The organism is Micromonospora pallida, assembly GCF_900090325.1.
Lineage (GTDB): Bacteria > Actinomycetota > Actinomycetes > Mycobacteriales > Micromonosporaceae > Micromonospora > Micromonospora pallida.
On sequence record NZ_FMHW01000002.1, the window covers coordinates 5,958,829 to 5,977,422 of the forward strand.

General features: G+C 71.5%; 17 protein-coding genes and 1 pseudogene. 10 read left to right on the forward strand and 8 right to left on the reverse strand.

Annotated features, from left to right (window positions below):
• Positions 1–1,812: a chromosomal replication initiator protein DnaA gene (gene dnaA, locus GA0074692_RS25035; protein ID WP_091648196.1), complete on the reverse strand. Its 1,812-nt coding sequence runs from the start codon at positions 1,810–1,812 to the stop codon at positions 1–3.
• Positions 1,813–2,536: 724 nt separating this feature from the next.
• Here dnaA and rpmH point away from each other — a divergent pair.
• From rpmH to GA0074692_RS25085, 9 genes are all read left to right on the forward strand, one after another.
• A complete protein-coding gene (rpmH, locus tag GA0074692_RS25040) occupies positions 2,537–2,674 on the forward strand; it encodes a 50S ribosomal protein L34 (protein WP_088981365.1) in 138 nt (45 codons plus the stop codon).
• Between the two features lie 35 nt (positions 2,675–2,709).
• The gene (gene rnpA / locus GA0074692_RS25045; protein ID WP_091648198.1) at positions 2,710–3,126 is read left to right on the forward strand and encodes a ribonuclease P protein component; all 417 of its coding nucleotides are present in this window, start codon (positions 2,710–2,712) and stop codon (positions 3,124–3,126) included.
• A gap of 44 nt (positions 3,127–3,170) precedes the next feature.
• On the forward strand, positions 3,171–3,410 hold the full coding sequence (gene yidD, locus GA0074692_RS25050; RefSeq protein ID WP_218106708.1) for a membrane protein insertion efficiency factor YidD: 240 nt from the start codon (positions 3,171–3,173) through the stop codon (positions 3,408–3,410).
• On the forward strand, positions 3,411–4,394 hold the full coding sequence (gene yidC / locus GA0074692_RS25055; protein WP_091648203.1) for a membrane protein insertase YidC: 984 nt from the start codon (positions 3,411–3,413) through the stop codon (positions 4,392–4,394).
• Positions 4,395–4,590: 196 nt separating this feature from the next.
• Positions 4,591–5,175, forward strand: coding sequence for a Jag family protein (locus GA0074692_RS25060; RefSeq protein WP_091648206.1), 585 nt, complete (start codon positions 4,591–4,593; stop codon positions 5,173–5,175).
• A 4-nt stretch (positions 5,176–5,179) separates the two neighbouring features.
• On the forward strand, positions 5,180–6,052 hold the full coding sequence (rsmG, locus tag GA0074692_RS25065; protein WP_425413357.1) for a 16S rRNA (guanine(527)-N(7))-methyltransferase RsmG: 873 nt from the start codon (positions 5,180–5,182) through the stop codon (positions 6,050–6,052).
• A 563-nt stretch (positions 6,053–6,615) separates the two neighbouring features.
• Positions 6,616–7,992 carry a ParA family protein gene (locus GA0074692_RS34970; RefSeq protein ID WP_091648211.1) on the forward strand — a complete coding sequence of 459 codons (1,377 nt, stop codon included), beginning with the start codon at positions 6,616–6,618 and terminating at the stop codon, positions 7,990–7,992.
• Positions 7,993–8,019: 27 nt separating this feature from the next.
• A complete protein-coding gene (locus tag GA0074692_RS25075) occupies positions 8,020–9,054 on the forward strand; it encodes a ParB/RepB/Spo0J family partition protein (protein WP_091648214.1) in 1,035 nt (344 codons plus the stop codon).
• A gap of 639 nt (positions 9,055–9,693) precedes the next feature.
• Positions 9,694–10,464 carry a hypothetical protein gene (locus GA0074692_RS25085; protein ID WP_245730443.1) on the forward strand — a complete coding sequence of 257 codons (771 nt, stop codon included), beginning with the start codon at positions 9,694–9,696 and terminating at the stop codon, positions 10,462–10,464.
• A gap of 204 nt (positions 10,465–10,668) precedes the next feature.
• Here GA0074692_RS25085 and GA0074692_RS25090 read toward each other — a convergent pair whose 3' ends face one another.
• On the reverse strand, positions 10,669–11,679 hold the full coding sequence (locus GA0074692_RS25090) for a D-alanine--D-alanine ligase family protein (protein ID WP_245730444.1): 1,011 nt from the start codon (positions 11,677–11,679) through the stop codon (positions 10,669–10,671).
• 7 nt (positions 11,680–11,686) lie between these two features.
• Positions 11,687–12,997 carry an aminotransferase-like domain-containing protein gene (locus GA0074692_RS25095; protein WP_091648219.1) on the reverse strand — a complete coding sequence of 437 codons (1,311 nt, stop codon included), beginning with the start codon at positions 12,995–12,997 and terminating at the stop codon, positions 11,687–11,689.
• A gap of 315 nt (positions 12,998–13,312) precedes the next feature.
• On the opposite strand from GA0074692_RS25095, the gene GA0074692_RS25100 reads away from it, so the two are divergent.
• Positions 13,313–13,975, forward strand: a complete 663-nt coding sequence (locus GA0074692_RS25100; protein ID WP_091648222.1) for a GNAT family N-acetyltransferase — start codon at positions 13,313–13,315, stop codon at positions 13,973–13,975.
• A gap of 41 nt (positions 13,976–14,016) precedes the next feature.
• On the opposite strand, the pseudogene GA0074692_RS25105 reads toward GA0074692_RS25100, so the two are convergent.
• From GA0074692_RS25105 to sigM, 5 genes and pseudogenes are all read right to left on the reverse strand, one after another.
• A pseudogene (locus tag GA0074692_RS25105) lies at positions 14,017–15,182 on the reverse strand (N-acetylmuramoyl-L-alanine amidase).
• Between the two features lie 214 nt (positions 15,183–15,396).
• Positions 15,397–15,720 (reverse strand): thioredoxin, encoded by a 324-nt coding sequence (gene trxA, locus GA0074692_RS25110; RefSeq protein ID WP_091648225.1) that lies wholly within the window; start codon positions 15,718–15,720, stop codon positions 15,397–15,399.
• Positions 15,721–15,754: 34 nt separating this feature from the next.
• A complete protein-coding gene (gene trxB / locus GA0074692_RS25115; RefSeq protein WP_091648227.1) occupies positions 15,755–16,705 on the reverse strand; it encodes a thioredoxin-disulfide reductase in 951 nt (316 codons plus the stop codon).
• Positions 16,706–16,885: 180 nt separating this feature from the next.
• The gene (locus GA0074692_RS25120; protein WP_091648232.1) at positions 16,886–17,800 is read right to left on the reverse strand and encodes a hypothetical protein; all 915 of its coding nucleotides are present in this window, start codon (positions 17,798–17,800) and stop codon (positions 16,886–16,888) included.
• The gene (sigM, locus tag GA0074692_RS25125) at positions 17,797–18,573 is read right to left on the reverse strand and encodes an RNA polymerase sigma factor SigM (protein WP_091648234.1); all 777 of its coding nucleotides are present in this window, start codon (positions 18,571–18,573) and stop codon (positions 17,797–17,799) included. Before sigM ends, GA0074692_RS25120 begins: the two co-directional genes overlap by 4 nt.
• Between the last annotated feature and the right edge of the window lie 21 nt (positions 18,574–18,594).

Here is an 18,594-nt window from a genome sequence, read left to right on the forward strand (position 1 = left end):
TCAGGAAGTCTGCTTGATCCGGTTGGTCAGCTCGGCGATCTGGTTGTAGAGCGAGCGACGCTCCGCCATCTGTTGGCGGATCTTGCGGTCCGCGTGCATGACGGTGGTGTGGTCCCGCCCGCCGAACGCCTGACCGATCCGGGGCAGCGAGAGGTCGGTCAGCTCGCGGCAGAGGTACATGGCGACCTGCCGGGCGTTGACCAGTACCCGGGACCGGGAGTGGCCGCGCAGGTCCTCCAGGCTGACCCCGAAGTAGTCGGCGGTGGAGACCATGATCTGGTCTGCGGTGATCTCCGGGCCGGCGCCGTCCGGGATGAAGTCCCGCAGCACCTCCTCGGCGAGCGAGAGTTCCACCGTCGAGCGGGTGAGGCTGGCGAACGCGGTCACCCGGATCAACGCGCCCTCCAGTTCCCGGATCGAGTTCGACACCCGGGAGGCGATGAACTCCAGCACGTCCGGTGGCGCGTACAGCCGCTCCTGCGCGGCCTTCTTCTGCAGGATCGCGATCCGGGTCTCCAGGTCCGGCGGCTGGATGTCGGCGAGCAGCCCCCACTCGAACCGGGTCCGCAGCCGGTCCTCCAGGGTGGCGAGCTGCTTCGGCGACCGGTCCGAGGTGATCACGATCTGCTTGTTGGCGTTGTGCAGGGTGTTGAAGGTGTGGAAGAACTCCTCCTGGGTCCGCTCCCGGTTCTCCAGGAACTGGATGTCGTCGATCAGCAGGATGTCGACGTCCCGGTAGCGGCGCTGGAACGCACTGGTCTTGTCGTCGCGCAGCGAGTTGATGAAGTCGTTGGTGAATTCCTCGGTCGAGACGTACCGGACCGAGCGGGCGTTGCCCAGCGTGGTGGCGTAGTGCCCGATGGCGTGCAGCAGATGGGTCTTGCCCAGCCCCGAACTGCCGTAGATGAACAGCGGGTTGTACGCCTTGGCCGGCGACTCGGCCACCGCCACGCTCGCCGCGTGGGCGAACCGGTTGGACGAGCCGATGACGAACGTCTCGAACATGTACTTGGGGTTGAGCCGGTTCCCGCCGGTCTCCACTCCCCCGGGGAGCCGCCGGTCGTCCCGCCCGCCCGGCCGGTGGTCCAGGCCACCGCGTCCCGGCCCGCTGTCCGTGCCGCCGTCGCGGGGCAGCCGGTTTTGTACCGGTCCGGCGTCGTCGTGGTACCGCCGGTCGTACGGGCGGTCGGGGCCGCCACCGTCGCGATCGTCGTACCCCCGCCGGTCCGGTCCGGGCGGGTTGCCCCGCAGCGGCTCGGCGAAGCTGGCGGTGAAGAGGGGTTCCTGGCTGCCCCGGCTGGTCGGGATCAGGCGCAGGGCGTCGTCGCCGGGCGGTCCGCCCCGGACCGGACCGGCCGGCGATCCGGTGCCGGTGCCGTCCTCCTCCTCCGGATGGAAGACGGCCGGCTCCTGATGGAAGACGGCCGACGGGTCCTCCCGGAACGGGGCCGGCGCCTCGGGGCCGGCGTCGTAGCCGGGGAAGGGCAGCTCGGGCGCCTCGGTCTCGGGCACGCTGCGGTACACGGTGCCCGCCGGACGGCCCGCGCCGTCCTCGGCGACCCGGACGGTGACCGCCACCTGGATCGGCCGGCCCAGTCGCCGGGTGAGCGCCTCGGTGATCGCCGGCCGGAGCCGCGACTCGATCACGTCCCGCGTGAAGGCGTCGGGCACGGAGAGCAGTGCGGTGTCCTCGACGATCGCGCGCAACCGGGTCAGCCGGAGGTAGGCCCGTTGCTGCGCCGAAATGATCTCGTCGGCGAGCTCGTCCGTCGTCGCGGTCCACACCGCGGCAAGGTCGGTCGTTCCGGCCATCGTCGTGCCACCCCCCTCGCCTCTGCTCCCGGCCGCCGCTTTCCCCCAGCGGTCGTCCCGGGCTCGCCACCGCGTCCGGACGGCCGGCACACCATCCGCCCGGACGGCTGACCGATCGCCCATCCACAAGTTATCCACAGCCTGTGTACCGACCGATTGTGGCTGCCCGCCGGATGCGGGTGGGACCTGCCCCCCTGCCTGAACGGGTGCTGAAGCGGGTTCACCGTGCCGAACGATCCACCGCCCGGTCCGGTCTTGCCTGCCAGCGGCACCGGACGAAACTCCCGATCACAACGCTGACCGCAAGCGCGCACGCTAACAGCGTTGTCCGCGCCGCTTCAACCGCTGGGGCGGCGTGCCCCTTGTCGGCATCAGCGAAAACCACCGTTCGTCCCCGGGCGCGTCGCACTGCCCCGGCCGGCCTGACCGCCCGGTCTGGCGGTGGGAAGGGGTGTTTGACGGTCATTGCGGCCCTGCGTAGGGTGGAACGGCTGCGCTGTCGCCCTCTGCTAGGGTGATGGGTGCCTGCTGTCCGTCGTCGTGGTGCCCGCACGTCCAGGTTCCGAACGTCGAGTTTCTGAACGTCGAGTTCTGAATATCGAGGTTCCGAACGTGGAGGTTCCGCATCGCTGGGCAGCGCCGATCGTAGGCCACGACGTGGCCTGGACCACGACACACCCCGGCGATCCGCCGCGCGGGGCGTACGGAAAACGGAGAGCCTGACGTGAGCAAGCGCACCTTCCAGCCGAACAACCGCCGGCGCGCGAAGACCCACGGCTTCCGGCTGCGCATGCGTACCCGTGCCGGCCGCGCCATCATCTCGACCCGTCGCTCCAAGGGTCGCGCCCGCCTGTCGGCCTGACGCCGGCCGGGCCCGTTCGGAGGACGTGGGCAGTCGTGCTGGCAGCCGCGCAGCGACTGCGGCGCAGCACCGACTTCGCCGCAGTGATCCGTGGTGGGCGGCGCGCCGGCCGTGGCGCGGTCGTCGTCCACCTGGCACTGCCGCCGACACTCGGGTCCGAGGCATCGTCTTTGCCGGAGCCGGCGCGGACAGCGGATGCGGAGCACCCCTCCGCACCGACCCGCGCCGGCTTCGTCGTGTCCAAGGCGGTTGGCCCGGCGGTGGTCCGTAACCGGGTACGCCGCCGACTGCGGCACCTGGTCCGCGAACGGCTCGCCGCGCTGCCCGCCGGCAGTATCCTCGTGGTGCGCGCCCTCCCCGCGGCAGCCGAGGCGAGTTACGCCCGGCTCGGCACCGACCTGGACGCAGCCGTCGCCGCAGCACAGGCGCCCCGCAGCCGGCGGTCCCGGTGAGCAGCGGCCCCGTCCCGTCCCGGCCGGCGACAATCGGTGCCCGGATGCTGGTCGGACCCATCATCGCGTACCGTCGTTGGATAAGCCCGGCACTGCCGGCCCGCTGTCGGTTCTACCCGTCGTGCAGCGCGTACGGCCTGGAGGCCGTCGTGCGACACGGTGCGCTCCGGGGAGCCGGCCTGACGATCCGGCGGCTGCTGCGCTGCCACCCCTTTCACCCCGGTGGATACGACCCGGTGCCGGAGCCGGGCGCCCGCCGCCGCGCCGACGTGACTGGAGCCTGAGTGTTTAGTCTCGACTGGATCTACTACGCGATTTCGTGGATCCTCCTGGCCTGGCATGCGGCCTGGGACGCCATCGGGGTGCCGGACGGCGCGGTCCTGGGGACGAACTGGGCCTGGATCCTGGCGATCATCTTCCTGGTGGTCACCGTCCGGGTGATCCTCTTCCCGGTCTTCGTCAAGCAGATCAAGTCGCAGCGGGCCATGCAGGCGTTGCAGCCGCAGGTCAAGGCGCTCCAGGAGAAGCACAAGGGTGACCGGGAGACGCTCCAGAAAGAGATGATGGAGCTCTACCGGAAGGAAAAGGCCAACCCGCTTATGGGCTGCCTTCCGATGTTCCTCCAGATTCCCGTCTTCCTGGGCCTCTTCCACGTGCTGCGCCGCCTCGACCCGGCCAAGGTCAACAAGACGCTCTACGGCTGGACGGTCGAGCAGTTCGAGAGCGCCTCCGCGGCGAAGCTCTTCACCGCGCCGATCGCCGGCAAGTTCGGCTCGACCGCCGACGAACTGGCCCGGCTCGGTGCCAACGGCACCACGGTCAAGGTCATGGCCGGCATCCTGGTCCTGGTCATGATGGGTACCACCTACCTGACCAGCCGCCAGATGATCCTCAAGACCGGTTGGGCGGAGGACCCGCAGCAGCGGATGATCCAGCGCCTCATGCTCTACGGCATCCCGCTGTCGCTGCTGGTCTCCGGCGCGATCTTCCCGATCGGCGTGATCATCTACTGGGTCACCAACAACCTCTTCACCCTCGGCCAGCAGCAGTGGGTGCTCCGCAAGTACCCGCCGCCGCCCAGCATGACCGCCAAGGCGGGCACCGCCGGCCGTAGCACCGCGCAGCCGGCCAAGACCGTTGGCCTGCTGGGCCGGAAGAAGCCCGAGCCGGTCCCGCCGAAGCCCGCCGCTCCCAAGGTCGCCGGCCCGAAGCCAGGTGCCAAGCCGGTCAACCCGAAGAAGGGCGGGCCCGCCAAGCGGCGGGGCTGACCGATCCAGGAGCCGCCGCCGGGATGTCCGGCGCTGGCCGGATCCGTACCGGTGTCGGGCGGATCTCCCGCGCGACCGCGCGGTCACGGGCGACACTGCCCGTACAGACGTGCCCGGTGGCACCGGCGAGACCTCCGCCGACGCCGGGGAACCATCGGACCCGACGGTCCGGCCGAACGAAGTACGGAGATGAACCGTGACCGACACCAGCACTCCCCGCGCCGACCAGGCCCCGGATGAGGACACTGCTCCGACTGCGGAGAAGGGGGCCGAGGAAGCCGGGACCGACGCCGAGGCGCGCGTAAAGAAGGCGCCGGCCGAGAGTGAGCTGTTCCGGCAGAGCGAGATCGCGGCGGACTACGTCGAGGGTCTGCTCGACATCCTCGACTACGACGGGGACATCGACGAGCTGGTGTCGGGTGGCCGGCCGGTCGTCGAGGTGGTTGGCACCCGCCTGCAGAACCTGGTCGGACAGCGCGGCGCGACCCTGGAGGCGCTCCAGGAGCTGACCCGGCTGGCGGTGTTCCGGCAGACCGGTACGCCGAGCCGACTGCTGCTGGACGTCGGCGGCTACCGGGCGAACCGTCGCAAGGAGTTGGCCGCCGTCGCCAAGAATGCGGTGGAGAAGGTCAAGGAGTACGGCGAGCTGGTCCGGCTGGAGCCGATGTCCGCGTTCGAGCGCAAGTGCGTGCACGACGTGGTGAACGCGATGGACGGTGTGGAGAGCGAGTCCGAGGGTGTCGAGCCCAACCGGCGGATCATCGTTCGGCCGACGGACTGATCGGGTGACCTTCGACGCCACGGCTGGCGTTTCCGGCCCGGGTGGTACGCCACCCGGGCCGTCGCCTGTCGACCCCCGGTCAGCCAATCACTTCTCCGCGCCGCAGAGCCATTCCGACAACCGGCGCGGTGCCGGTGACCCGTTGCCCTCCGCGCAGGACGCGACGCTGCCGCCCGAGCTGGCGGAGGCGGCCCGGACCCTCTTCGGCGACCGGCTCGACCTGGCGGCCGCGTACGCCGAACTGCTCGCCACCGACGGCGTGGTGCGCGGCCTGATCGGCCCTCGGGAAGCCCCACGGATCTGGGACCGGCACCTGCTCAACTGTGCGGCGGTGGCGGAGCGGATCGCCGAGGACGCCACCGTCATCGACGTCGGTTCCGGGGCGGGGCTGCCGGGGCTGGTATTGGCCATTGCCCGTCCCGATCTCCGCGTCACCCTGGTCGAACCGCTCGCCCGCCGGACCGCTTTCCTGATCGAGGCGGTCGAAGGGCTCGGGCTGACTCGGATGGTCCGGGTGTTTCGCGGCCGGGCGGAGGAAGCCGCCGCCGGTCCGGCTGGCGGCGATCCGTTCAGCGCCGACGTCGTCACCGCGCGGGCGGTAGCGCCGCTCGACCGGCTGGCCACCTGGTGCCTGCCGTTGACCGTCCGAGGTGGACGCCTTGTCGCTCTGAAGGGCTCCTCCGTCGCCGACGAGATCGTCGAGCACGCGGCGACGGTCGAACGGCTCGGTGGCGGTGAACCGACCGTGCACCGGTGTGGGGCGGGGGTGATCGATCCACCCACGACCGTCGTGGAGATCGTGCGGGAACGAGTGGTCGGCCCGGTACGCGGGCCACGTCGGGCGAACCGCCGTGGCGGTCGGTCGCGGGGGCGCTGATCCCGGCGCCCCCGCTCCACCAAAGGCACTGGGCGGCAGGCGGCGGGGCGTTGATCCCGGCACCCCCACGGCTCCGCGCAGAGGCATCGTGGCGGTCGGTCGTGGGGGCGCTGACCCCGGCACCCCCACGGCTCCGCGCAGAGGCATCGTGGCGGCCGGTCGTGGGGGCGCTGACCCCGGCACCTCCATACAGAGGCACCGGGGCGGCTGCGGCGCCCCGGCGGTGGCGCAGAGCGTCGACCCGTCCCGCGTCGACCTGGCCATGCTGCTCGCCGATCACGGTGCCCGGGTGGCGGCCCAGAGTGCCCGGCGGGAGAGCAGACCGGCGTCGGACCGCTCCTCCGGTCGTTGAACCTGTGCGAGACCTTCAACGCCGGTGATTCTCGGCATGGACCTTCTCCGCCCGTCCCCCGTAGGCTGGCCGCGCGTCGATAGTGTGGGGCGGACGGCGGTCGGTGTCACCGGGTCCCGGTCGCCCCCGCCGGGCCGTACGCTTCGTGGAGCGGGTATGTGCGGCAGCGACGGTGTGCGGACCGACCATCCGAAGCGGGCAGGGATGACAGGTGCATGACGACGGCAGGTACGACGACGATCCCGGGGTGACCGGACGACGGGCAGAACCCACCACGGCCGCCCCTGTTTCACGTGAAACCGAACCAGCGGCCTGGCCGGTTTCCGGCGGTGACAGTGACGACCTGGCATCGGCGGGCCGGGCAGTCCCGGCCAACCCCTGGGGCGGGACGGTCTACGGCGGACGATCCTCGTCCGGATACGGCGATGGACAGTCCACTACCGACCAGCCACCTCGGACGGCCGACGAGTCCGGTTCCGGGGTGTATCGGACCGGGCCTGCGGTCGGCCACGAACCGGGCCGACGGGTCGTCGAGGTCGTCGCCCCTGTCCACCCTTCTCCGGCACCGGTCGTGCCGCACCAGCCCGCTCCGGCGGCGGTCTCCGGACCACCGTTCGGCACCATCGACACGCCCACGTCGCCAGTCGGCTCTCCGTACGGGGAACCGGTCGACGACGCGTACGTTTCACGTGAAACTCCGACGCGCGAAGAGGATGACCCACCGTTGGCTATGGAGGCTATGCGCGCCGTGCAGATCCTGAATCCCAGTGGCGAGGTCACCATGCCGCGCCCGGAGCGGACCAGGGTGATGTGCGTCGCGAACCAGAAGGGCGGCGTGGGGAAGACCACGACCACGGTGAACCTGGCGGTGGCGCTCGCCCTGCACGGAAACCGGGTCCTCGTGGTCGACCTGGACCCGCAGGGCAACGCTTCGACCGGGCTGAACGTCCCGCACCACACCGGGGTGCCGGACGTCTACGACTGCCTGATCGACAGTGTGCCCCTCGAAGAGGTCGCCCAGGGGGTGGAGGGTATCCCGAACCTGTGGTGCGTCCCCGCCACCATCGATCTCGCGGGTGCGGAGATCGAGTTGGTCTCGGTGGTGGCCCGGGAGTCCCGGCTGTCTCGGGCGATCGCCGCGTACCCCGGCCAATTCGACTACGTGTTTATCGACTGCCCGCCGTCCCTCGGCCTGCTCACCGTTAACGCATTGGTGGCGGCGCAGGAGGTGCTCATCCCGATCCAGTGCGAGTACTACGCGCTGGAGGGGCTCAACCAGCTCATCAACAACATCAACCTGGTCCGTAAGCACCTGAACCCGGCGCTCGAGGTTTCCACGATCCTGCTCACCATGTACGACCGGCGTACCCGACTGGCGGACGCCGTCGAGCAGGACGTGCGGAACCACTTCGGGGACAAGGTGCTCCAGGCGGTTATCCCTCGTAACGTCCGGGTCTCCGAGGCCCCGAGTTACGGCCAGTCGGTAATGACCTACGATCCCGGTTCACGAGGTGCCACCAGTTACTTCGCAGCCGCGCAGGAGATCGCCGAGCGTGGGGTAAAGGAGCCGGTGAGCCGGAATGGGTAGTGCGGGCAAGTCGCTGGGAGGCGTCGCATGAAGAACCGTCCGCGTGGCGGACTGGGCCGAGGGCTGGGGGCACTGATTCCCACCGGTCCTGCGGAGACGCCGGAGACCACGACACCGACACACCTGGCCGAGACCGACCGCGCCACTGCCGCAGCCGTACCTGCTGTTGCCGCGCCGGCCCCTGCTCCGACGCCCGAGGCGGCGCCCGCGACGATCCCGCTCTCCCCGGTGCCGGGAGCGCGGTTCGCCGAGATCTCGGTCGACGCGATCGTCCCCAACCCGAAGCAGCCCCGGCAGGTCTTCGACGAAGCGGCGCTGGAGGAACTGAAGACCTCCATCGAACAGGTCGGCTTCCTCCAACCCATCGTGGTTCGCCAGCTCGACGGCGAGAAGTACGAACTGGTGATGGGCGAGCGGCGATGGCGGGCCGCTCAGGCGGTCGGCCGGGAGAACATCCCGGCGATCGTCCGGGACACCAAAGACGACGCGATGCTCCGGGACGCCCTGCTGGAGAACATCCACCGGGCCAACCTGAACCCGCTGGAAGAGGCAGCGGCCTACCAGCAGCTGCTGGAGGAGTTCGGGGCGACCCACGAGGAACTGGCCCGCCGGATCGGGCGTAGCCGTCCACAGATTTCGAACACCATCCGGCTACTCAACCTGCCGCCCCAGGTCCAACGTCGGGTGGCGGCCGGGGTGCTCTCCGCCGGGCACGCCCGTGCCCTGTTGAGCCTCGACGAGGCCGAGGCCCAGGAGAAGCTCGCCCTGCGTATCGTGGCCGAGGGGCTCTCCGTGCGGGCGACCGAGGAGATCGTCTCTCTCGCGCTCAGCGAAGAGGGGACGGCGAAGACGCCGGCTGCCCGACGTCGACCGAAGGCGCACGCGCCCGCCCTGACCGATCTCGCCGACCGCCTCTCCGACCGGTTCGACACCCGGGTGAAGGTGGACATCGGGCGGAACAAAGGCAAGATCACCATCGAGTTCGCCACCGTGGACGACCTCGAGCGGATCGTCGGGCTGATCGGGGTCGGGCAGGAAGAGCCGGAGGAACCGGAGGACTGAGCCGTACCCCATTCGCGTAGCGGGGGAAACGCCTCCGCTGTCGAAGAAGCGACCGCGACCCGGAACCCGATCCGGCTCGCGGTCGTTTTATATTTCGTCGCCGCCCGCCGCCCGCCGCCCGCCGCCCGCCGCCCGCCGCCCGCCGCCCGCCGCCCGCCGCCCGCCGCCCGCCGCCCGCCGCCCGCCGCCCGCCGCCCGCCGTTTCACGTGAAACGCCGCCGCCCCGCGCGAGCGATAGATGACGCAAACGGGGCTTGCCCCGCGCGGCCAGGCGAGCGCAGGAAGGCGGCGGTCAGGCGCCGACGAGTCCGGGGCGGGGAGTCCGGGCGGCGGCGTTCCGATCGCTACAGCGCGTGGCCGCTCGTTGTCCACAGCGCCGCCCGCCGCCCCCGTGGATATCCACAGAAGTTATCCACAGGCTGTCCCGTTTCACGTGAAACAGCGCGTGGAACGCGACACCAGCCTGTGGATTACCGGTGTGATCCGCGACTCACGGGCAAGAGTGGGACCTGATGGATCATGGCCGAGGGTGGCGGTGCGTGTCCGGCGAGCGATGCCCAGAGGCCCCGGCGGCAGGTGTCGACCGGACTGTGAAATCGGGTGGGGACAGCGGTCGCGGACTCGGCTAGGGTCAGCCTCGTGCCCGATACCCCTCCCTCCGTCCCGGACTTCGCTCAATGGCCCTCCTTCCCCTTCGAGGGCGAACTTCGCGTCAAGCGACTCGATGATCCGGTCGCGGTCGAGCCGCCCCGCAAGGGTGAGGGGGATCGGGAATGCATCGCCTGTAGCGCCCCGGACGAGGCGTACATCTGGGTGGACGAACGATGGCGGGTCCGGGCGATGGACCGGCCGACGGGTCTGCCGATGGTGCTGATCCTGGAGTCCCGCTCCCACTTCGACCTGGGGGACCTGTCGAACCTGCTCGCGGCCGAGCTGGGCGTGCTGACGGTACGCCTGGAGCGGGCGATCCGATCGCTGGACGGGGTGGCTCGGGTGCACGTCAACCGCTGGGGGGACGGCTCCTCGCACCTGCACCTGTGGTTCCTGGCCCGCCCGTACGGCCGCCTGCAACTACGTGGAACGTTCCTCTCTCTGTGGGACTCCATCCTTCCGCCGATCTCCGAGGCACAGTGGCGGGAGAACCTGGCCCTGGTGGCGGCGTGGCTCGGCGAGTTCGGCGGGCGTCCGCTGGCCGCGCCGTCCCGGATCCAGTGGCAGGCTCCGGCGAGCTTCAGTGTTTCCGCGATGGGAGCGGAGCGGACGGAGGTCAGCTCCGGCTCGGTGATCGAGGCGGCCGAGAGCACCGGCGATCCGGTCGGGCGGATTCCCGCGCCGCGGACCGACCCGGACCAGCCGCCGAACGTACGGCAGACCAACGTGGGCGAGGCGGACCGGCCGGAACCGGTCTGATCGGAGCTACCCGGTCCCTGGGCGGCGTCGCCTCGCGGGGCACCCACTCGGCAGAGACCCGAGCGGCGATCCACTACAAGCGAGGACGACGCGAACGGTGGAAAGCTGAGAGCGATCCATGACGGGCGAGGCGACGCGAAAAGCGCAGGGCCGGGCGGAGTGACACCGCCCGGCCCTGATGCTGTGGTGCGGGAACTGAGGCTGCTACGGGTGCCGACCGGCGGCCCGTGCCACCAGCGAGCCGAGTACCCGCCCGAAGTCGAGCCCGGCGGCCTGGACCGCCAGCGGCAGCAGTGAGGTCTCGGTCATGCCCGGTGAGACGTTCACCTCCAGCACGTGCGGCTGGCCGGAGTCGTCCACGATGAGGTCGACCCGGGAGAGGTCCCGCAGCCCGAGCGCGGTGTGCGCGGCGAGTGCGACCTCGGCCACCCGGGCCGCCGTCTCGTCCGTCAGTCGCGCCGGGGCGTGCCAGGTGGTCCGGCCGGCGGTGTAACGGGCGGCGTAGTCGTAGACACCGTTGCGCGGCACGATCTCCACCGCCGGCAGGGCCCGGGGCCCGTCACCGAGGTCGATCACGGTGACCGCCACGTCCATGCCGGAGACGTACCGCTCGACCAGTGCGGTCGAGTCGTACGCGAAGCAGCCGACCATCGCGGCCGGCAACGCGGCGGCGTCCCGGACCACGGCGGCGCCCAGACCGGAACCGCCCTGCGCCGGCTTCACCATCACCGGCAGCCCGAGCCGATCGACGATCCGGTCCAGCACGGCCACCGCGCCCAACTCGGAGAAACGGTCGTGCGGCAAAGCCACCCAGTCGGGGGTGGCGATGCCCGCCTCGCGGAGCACCGTCTTGGCGGAGGGCTTGTCCCAGGCGAGGCGCGCGGACCGGGCGTCACAGCCGACGTACGGGATTCCGCAGAGGTCCAGCACGCCCCGGAGCGAGCCGTCCTCACCGGTCGCGCCGTGCAGCGCGATCACCACCGCGTCCGGCGGGTCGGCCTCCAGCGCGGGCAACAGGGCGACGTCGGCGTCCCGCAGTTCCGCGTCCACCCCGGCCGCGCGGAGCGCGTCGAGCACTCGGCGGCCGGACTTCAGCGAGACCTCGCGTTCGTACGACAGGCCACCGGCGAGGACGAGGACCCGCAGTTCCTCGACGGCCGGGCCGGGCGACGGGGAGCTGGTGGAGCCGGCGGGGTCGGTCAGGCTGACAGGCATGGGCAGATCATGCCAAGTCGGGTCCGGGCGCGTCCGCGCCGGCCTGCCCACGCCGTCCCGGCTGGCTGACCTGGCCGAACACCCGCCGCATGGCGATGTCCTGATCCATCACGCCGGCCAGGCGGCGGACACCCTCCCGGATCCGCTCCGGGGCGGGAAACGAGAAGTTGAGCCGCATGTGGTTGCTGCCGGAGCCGTCGGCGTAGAAGCCGGTGCCCGGCACGTACGCCACCCGGGCGGCGATGGCCCGGGGCATCATCGCCTTGGAGTCCAGCCCCTCTGGCAGGGTGGCCCAGACGAAGAGACCGCCGGCCGGTCGGGTCCAGGTGGTGCCGGCCGGCATCAGATCGGCCAGGGCGGTGAGCATGGCGTCCCGCCGCTCCCGGTACACCTCCCGGTAGACCTTGAGCTGCTCGCGCCAGGGCATGGTGCCCAGGTACGTGGAGACGGCGGCCTGGGCGTACCCGCTGGGGCAGAGGATCTGCGCCTCGCTGGCGATGACCAGCTTGTCGCGGACCGCGTGCGGGGCGAGGATCCAGCCGACCCGTAGCCCGGGAGCGAAGGTCTTGGAGAACGTGCTCAGGTAGAAGACGCCGTCGCGACGGCGGGCCCGCAGCGGGCGGGGCGCCTCCGACTCGAAACCGAGCTGCCCGTACGGGTCGTCCTCCACCACCAGGAGACCGGCCTGTTCGCAGATGTCGAGCACCCGTTCCCGCCGCTCCTCGCTCAGCGTCACGCCGGCCGGGTTCTGGTAGGTGGGGATGGTGTAGAGGAACTTGACCCGCCGCCCGGCCCGGGCGCAGTCGGCGACGGCCGCCTCCAGCGCCTCCGGAATCAGCCCCTCGTCGTCCATGGGCACGTGCACGACCTGGGCCTGGGCGGACTGGAAGACACCGAGCGCGCCGACGTAGGTGGGCCCCTCGGCGAGCACCACGTCACCCGGGTCGAGGAAGAGGCGGGCGACCAGGTCGAGGGCCTGCTGCCCGCCGACGGTCACCACCACGTCCTCCGGGGAGGCGCCACACGAGGCGTCGATGCCGGAGAGGGCCATCACCTCGCAGATCCGTTCGCGTAGCTCCGGCAGGCCCTGGCCGATGCCGTACTGGAGGGTGGTGGTGCCGTGCTCGGCCGCGAGCTGGCCGAGCATCTCGCCCACCGCGTCGAGCGGCAGTGCGGCGATGTACGGTGCGCCTCCGGCGAGGGACACCACCTCGGGACGGCTGGCCACGGAGAAGAGTGCGCGGATCTCCGACGCGGTCATGCCACGCACCCGCCGTGCGTACCGGTCGGTGTAGTCGTCGAGCGTCGTGCCGGTCATGACATCACCTCATCGGTTCCTCGGGGCGGCTCCCGCCCGGCGGCGGTCCGCCCGGCGGGCGCCCCTGCCCCGTCGGGTGGCCCGTGGCGAGACGCGGAACACCGTTGGTCGATCGTAGTCCGCCCTGGTCGAGACGGGTATGGAATGTGAGCAGGGGTCCACATCCCGGACCGGGGAGGGGCCTCTTCGTTCCGGTGGTCTTTGCGCGTCCCCTCCCACCGCGCCGGCTTGCGGCGTACGATCGCTCGTCGGGGACAAACGCGGCGGCGTGCTCCGCGGTGTCGTCACCTTCAAGCCTATTGTGGGGATGCGCCAATGTCGCGACGTCTGGTCAGCCTGACCCTCGACACCCTGGAAGACCTGCCCCGTCCGTGCCGGCAGTGCGTCTTCTGGGAGCTGGATCCGGTCTCCGCCGACCGGGCCTGTGCCGCCGGTGACCCGGGCCTGGAGAAGGAGGCGTGGGTCTCGCAGACGCTGCTGGAGTGGGGCTCCTGCGGCAAGCTCGTCTACGTCGACGGCATGCCGGCCGGGTTCGTGATGTTCGCCCCGCCGGCGTACGTGCCCCGCTCGATGGCCTTCCCCACCTCCCCGGTCTCCGCCGACGCCGCGCTGCTGACGACCGCCCACGTGGTCCCCGCCTTCGCCGGGGGCGGGCTGGGCCGGATGCTGGTGCAGGGTGTCGCCCGGGATCTCACCAAGCGCGGGATCAAGGCGATCGAGGCGTTCGGGGACGCGAAGTTCGGCGACGTCGACGAGTTGACGTCGGGTGGGTGCGTCGCCCCCGCCGACTACTTCCTCTCGGTCGGCTTCAAGACGGTACGCCCGCATCCGCGCTATCCACGCCTGCGGCTGGAACTGCGCACCGCGCTGTCCTGGAAGTCCGACGTCGAGTACGCCCTGGAGAAGCTCCTCGGTTCGATGAGCCCGGAGAGCCTGCTCCGCCCGGTCCGCCCCGCCACGAGCAGCACCACCAACTGACCCCGCACGGCGGCGGCCGGGTCGGACGCTGGCGCGCGGGGTCACTCCGTCAGACGGCCGGCGGCCACCACCGCGCGTAGCTCGCTGACGTCGATCGAGCCGGTCGGTACGTCCCGCTCGATGGGGAAGTACATCCGCTGCACGGCGGCGACGATCGCCTCGACCACCCGGTCCCGGAAGCGGGGGTCGACCAGCCGACGGCGGTCCGCTGGCGAGGTGAGGTAGCCGACCTCGACGCGTACCGCCGGCATCCGGGTGAGCCGGAGCAGGTCCCAGGTCTTGGCGTGGGTACGGCAGTCCCGCAGCCCGGTACGCGCGACGATCTCCCGCTGCACCAGCCCGGCGAGCCGTTCCCCGGTGGCCGAGGTGACGCCGTTGTCCGTCCCGTAGTGGTAGGTGGCCACCCCCTCGGCATCAGGGTTGTGGTGCTCGTCGGTGTGCAGGGAGATGAACACGTCCGCGCCGAGGGAGTTCGCCAGTTCGGCCCGGTCGGTGTCCGGCAGGCAGTGCCGGGGCGATGGTCCCCGGGTGAGCTGCACCCGGACGCCGGCTGCGGCGAGTCGCCCCTCGAGTCGGCTGGCCAGGTCGTGCACCAGGTCCGCCTCGGTCCAGCGCAGCGGCCCGTCGCGCACCACCACACCGGGGTCGGTGCCGCCGTGGCCGGGGTCGATGACCACCGTCCGGCCGACCAGCGCCGGCCCGGACTGGCGGATCGCGTCGGACTCGCGTAGCCACTGCGGGCGGCCACCGACCACCTTCCGGCCGAGCCGGCGCAGCGCGTCGAGGGTGTGCGGACCGCAGGAACCGTCCGGGGTGAGTCCCACCTCCCGCTGGAACTGGGCGACGGCGCGGGCGGTCCGTGCGCCGTAGACGGCGTCGGCGCGACCGACGTCGTACCCCATCTCCAGCAGGCGTTCCTGCAACGACCGGACGTCCTCGCCGGTGATCGGTTCGGGTACGGCGTGGTAGAGGGTGCGGGCGCCGAGCCGCCAGCGGGCCGCGTCCAGCGCCCGCCAGGTCTCCGGGCCGACCCGGCCGTCCACACTCAGGCCCCGGGACTGCTGGAAGGCCCGGACGGCCCGTTCGGTGACCGCGTCGAACGCGTCGACGCTCCGTTCCTGGGGGCGGGAAGCAGGTCGAGGTCGGCCAGGACCCGACGGATCTCGTGTACGGCGGGCCCCCGGTCACCGGGACGGATCGGACGCACGGACGACCCCCTTAGCGGCTGCTGACTTCTCGCCACCCACCGCGGTCGTACGCAGGGGCTCTCTTCGTCGAGGATGCTTACGGAGCGTACCGTGACCGACCACGCCGTGTTCTCGGTTGCCGGAAGCATCGGACCGCTCCCACCCGGAAGCGGAGAAAGCGGAACCCCGCACCCCCGGGGTGGGGGGTACGGGGTTCCGTGTGGACCGGGTCGGTCAGAGCGCGGCCTGGATCAGCTTCACCAGCTCGCCCTTGGGCTTGGCGCCGGCGATCGACTGCACCGGCTCGCCGCCCTTGAAGACGGTGAGGGTCGGCACGGACATCACCCGGTAGGCCCGGGCGGTCTCCGGGTTCTCGTCGATGTTGAGTTTGACGATCCGGACCTGGTCGCCCATCTCGCTGGCGATCTCCTCGAGCAGCGGCGCGACCTTCCGGCACGGCACGCACCACTCGGCCCAGAAGTCCACCAGGACCGGCTTGTCGGACTTGAGCACGTCGGTGGCGAAGCTGGCGTCGGTTACCGCCGTCGTTGTACCCACTATTGACCCTCCTCCAGGACTGTGTTCGGGGCTTTCAGCTCAGGGTGGCGATGAACCGCTCGGCGTCGAGCGCGGCGGCACAGCCGGTGCCGGCAGCGGTGATCGCCTGCCGGTAGGTGTGGTCGACCAGGTCACCGGCGGCGAACACACCGGGGATGTTGGTGCGGGTGCTGGGCGCCTCGACCCGGACGTAACCCTCGTCGTCCAGGTCCACCTGGCCCCGGAAGAGTTCGCTGCGCGGGTCGTGACCGATCGCAATGAACACGCCGGTGACGTCGAGCACCTTCGCCTCGCCGGTGTGCACGTTACGCAACCGGACGCCGGTGACCTTGTTGTCCGCGCCGAGGATCTCCTCGACGACGGTGTTCCACTCGACCTTGATCTTGTCGTTGCCCAGCGCCCGCTCCGCCATGATCTTGCTGGCCCGGAACGAGTCGCGCCGGTGCACGATGGTGACCGACTCGGCGAACCGGGTGAGGAAGCTGGCCTCCTCCATCGCGGAGTCGCCGCCGCCGACCACGACGATGTGCTGGTTACGGAAGAAGAAGCCGTCACAGGTGGCGCAGGACGACACGCCGTGGCCCAGGTACTCCTGCTCGCCGGGAACCCCGAGCGGCCGCCACGCCGAGCCGGTGGTCAGGATGACGGCGCGGGCCCGGTACGCGGTCTCGCCCACCCAGACGGTGCTCACCGCATCGGAGCCCGGCGTGCCGGTGTCGACCAGCTCCACCCGGGTCACGTCGTCGGTGAGGAACTCCGCGCCGAACCGCTCGGCCTGCTTGCGCATGTTGTCCATCAGTTCGGGACCGAGGATGCCGTCGGCGAAGCCGGGGAAGTTCTCCACCTCGGTGGTCGTCATCAGCGCGCCACCGGACTGCACGCCCTCGATGACCAGTGGCTTGAGGTTGGCGCGCGCCGCGTAGACCGCCGCCGTGTAGCCGGCCGGCCCCGAGCCGATGATGATCAGGTTGCGGACCTCGTCCACTGCCGTCTCCCGAGTGTGTGTGTTCGTCACCGGCGCGCGCACCGATGTCGATCTGAGTACCGACGCCTGGCATCGTCGGCAACTGACATGCAGAACGTCATCGTACGAAGTGGGGATTCCCGGGTTGGCCGTCCGGTGGGTGACGTCACGTGATTCCTCGGACGTCCGGTTACCGCGACCTCACCCTACCCGCGTCCGGTATCGGGTGTCCGCGCCGGATCCCGGCACCCCGCACTCCGGTCCGGTCACCACGATCCAGCGGGTGCCCTCGGCGTCCGTCAACCCGACCACCAGCGCGGGGGCGTCCTGGAAGACCGCGTACTCGACCCGGTCGACGATGATCCGGCCCCGGCCATGCGCGGTGCCGACCGCCTCGAGGCAGGCGTCGAGCGCCGCCCGACCGGTGAGCCGGTTCAGGCCGCTGGAGGGTGCCGGGCGGCGCGGTCCCGACTCGGTGCCGGACTGGCCGTCAGGGCTGCCGGTGGCACCGAACAGGCTGGGCCGGGGGATCGCCGTCCCGACCGTGTCGGGGGTGTAGCTGGTGTCGGTGCGGACGGGTTCGGTGATGAGCCGGAACGCACCGGTCGGCGCGGCGCCCGCGACCGCGTTCTCCGGGGCCGAACCCGCGTCCTGCGGCCCGGCCCCGATGCCGACGAACTGGGTCACGCCGAAGCCGGCCGCGACCATCGCCGCTGTGGCGACCAGCACGGGCGCCGTCCGACGGGACCAGCGTCGCCGGCGCTGACCGGGAGTGGCGGGTCGGGGGGACGCGCCGATCACGGCCACCGTCCGGTTCGGCTCGCCGCCGGCCTGTCCGGGCACGGTCGGCGGGGCCGCGGGCCCGGCCCCGGCGAGCGCGGCGGTGAGCCGGTCGGCCACCGCCTGCGGCATGGTGGGCGTCGGCTCGCCCCAGGCGGCCAGCGTGCTGCCGACCCGGTCCATCGCGGCGGCCAGTTCGTCGTACGCCCGAGTCCAGGTCGGGTCCTCCGTCACCAACCGGGCGACCGTGGCCTCGTCGGGCGTGCCCTCCAGCGCGCCACCGACGTAGTCGGCGAGCAGGTCGTGGTCGACCTCCCCGAACCGCCCGGCCGTCACGTGTTCTCCCTCTGGTCGGTGTGCTTCCGGGAGCCTCCCGGTCCTGATCCGACGCCCTCGGGTGCCCGTGGGTTCCCACTGGTGACGCCGGGCACGTCCGACCTGCCGGCTGGTCGGCCGACCGCGCCGTCCAGCGGCCCGTCACCGCCGGTCCGCAGGTGCCCGAGCAGGACGGCCAGCCGGGCCCGGCCACGGGCGCATCGGCTCTTCACCGTGCCCTCGGCGACGCCGAGGATGCGGGCCACCTCCGCCACCGGGTAGCCCTGCACGTCGACCAGGACCAGCGCGGCCCGCTGCTCGGCGGGCAGTTGCGCGAGCGCCTGCCGTACCACCAGCGCGGTGTCGTGGTCCGGGGCGGGGGCGGCCGGCTCGACGCCGCCGGTGGCCGCCGGGTCGTCGGACCGGTTGCCGTCCGGCAACGGGACGGTGGGGTGCGCCTGCCGGCGCCGCATCCGGTCCAGGCAGGCGTTGACCACGATCCGGTGCAGCCAGGTGGTGACCGCCGAGTCGCCCCGGAACCGGGCCGCCGCGCGGTGCGCGGAGAGCAGCGCGTCCTGGAGGGCGTCGGCCGCCTCCTCCCGGTCGCCGATGGTGCGTACCGCGACCGCCCAGAGTCGGTCGCGGTGCCGCCGGAACAACTCGGTGAAGGCGTCGCGGTCCCCGGCGACGTGGGCCCGGAGCAGGTCGGCATCGGAGGGACCGGTGTTCGCGGCGAGTACAGGTGGCGGGCTGCCCAGCCCGCCACCCGTAGGGTCCGCGCCACGCCCGGTCATCGACTCCCCCGCGCAGCGGAG

Coding starts and splice junctions, on each gene's coding strand:
- dnaA (WP_091648196.1), bottom strand. CDS start 1,812: ATGGCCGGAACGACCGACCTTGCCGCGGTGTGGACCGCGACGACGGAC.
- yidD (WP_218106708.1), top strand. CDS start 3,171: ATGCTGGTCGGACCCATCATCGCGTACCGTCGTTGGATAAGCCCGGCA.
- GA0074692_RS25075 (WP_091648214.1), top strand. CDS start 8,020: ATGAAGAACCGTCCGCGTGGCGGACTGGGCCGAGGGCTGGGGGCACTG.
- GA0074692_RS25090 (WP_245730444.1), bottom strand. CDS start 11,679: ATGCCTGTCAGCCTGACCGACCCCGCCGGCTCCACCAGCTCCCCGTCG.
- GA0074692_RS25095 (WP_091648219.1), bottom strand. CDS start 12,997: ATGACCGGCACGACGCTCGACGACTACACCGACCGGTACGCACGGCGG.
- GA0074692_RS25100 (WP_091648222.1), top strand. CDS start 13,313: ATGTCGCGACGTCTGGTCAGCCTGACCCTCGACACCCTGGAAGACCTG.
- sigM (WP_091648234.1), bottom strand. CDS start 18,573: ATGACCGGGCGTGGCGCGGACCCTACGGGTGGCGGGCTGGGCAGCCCG.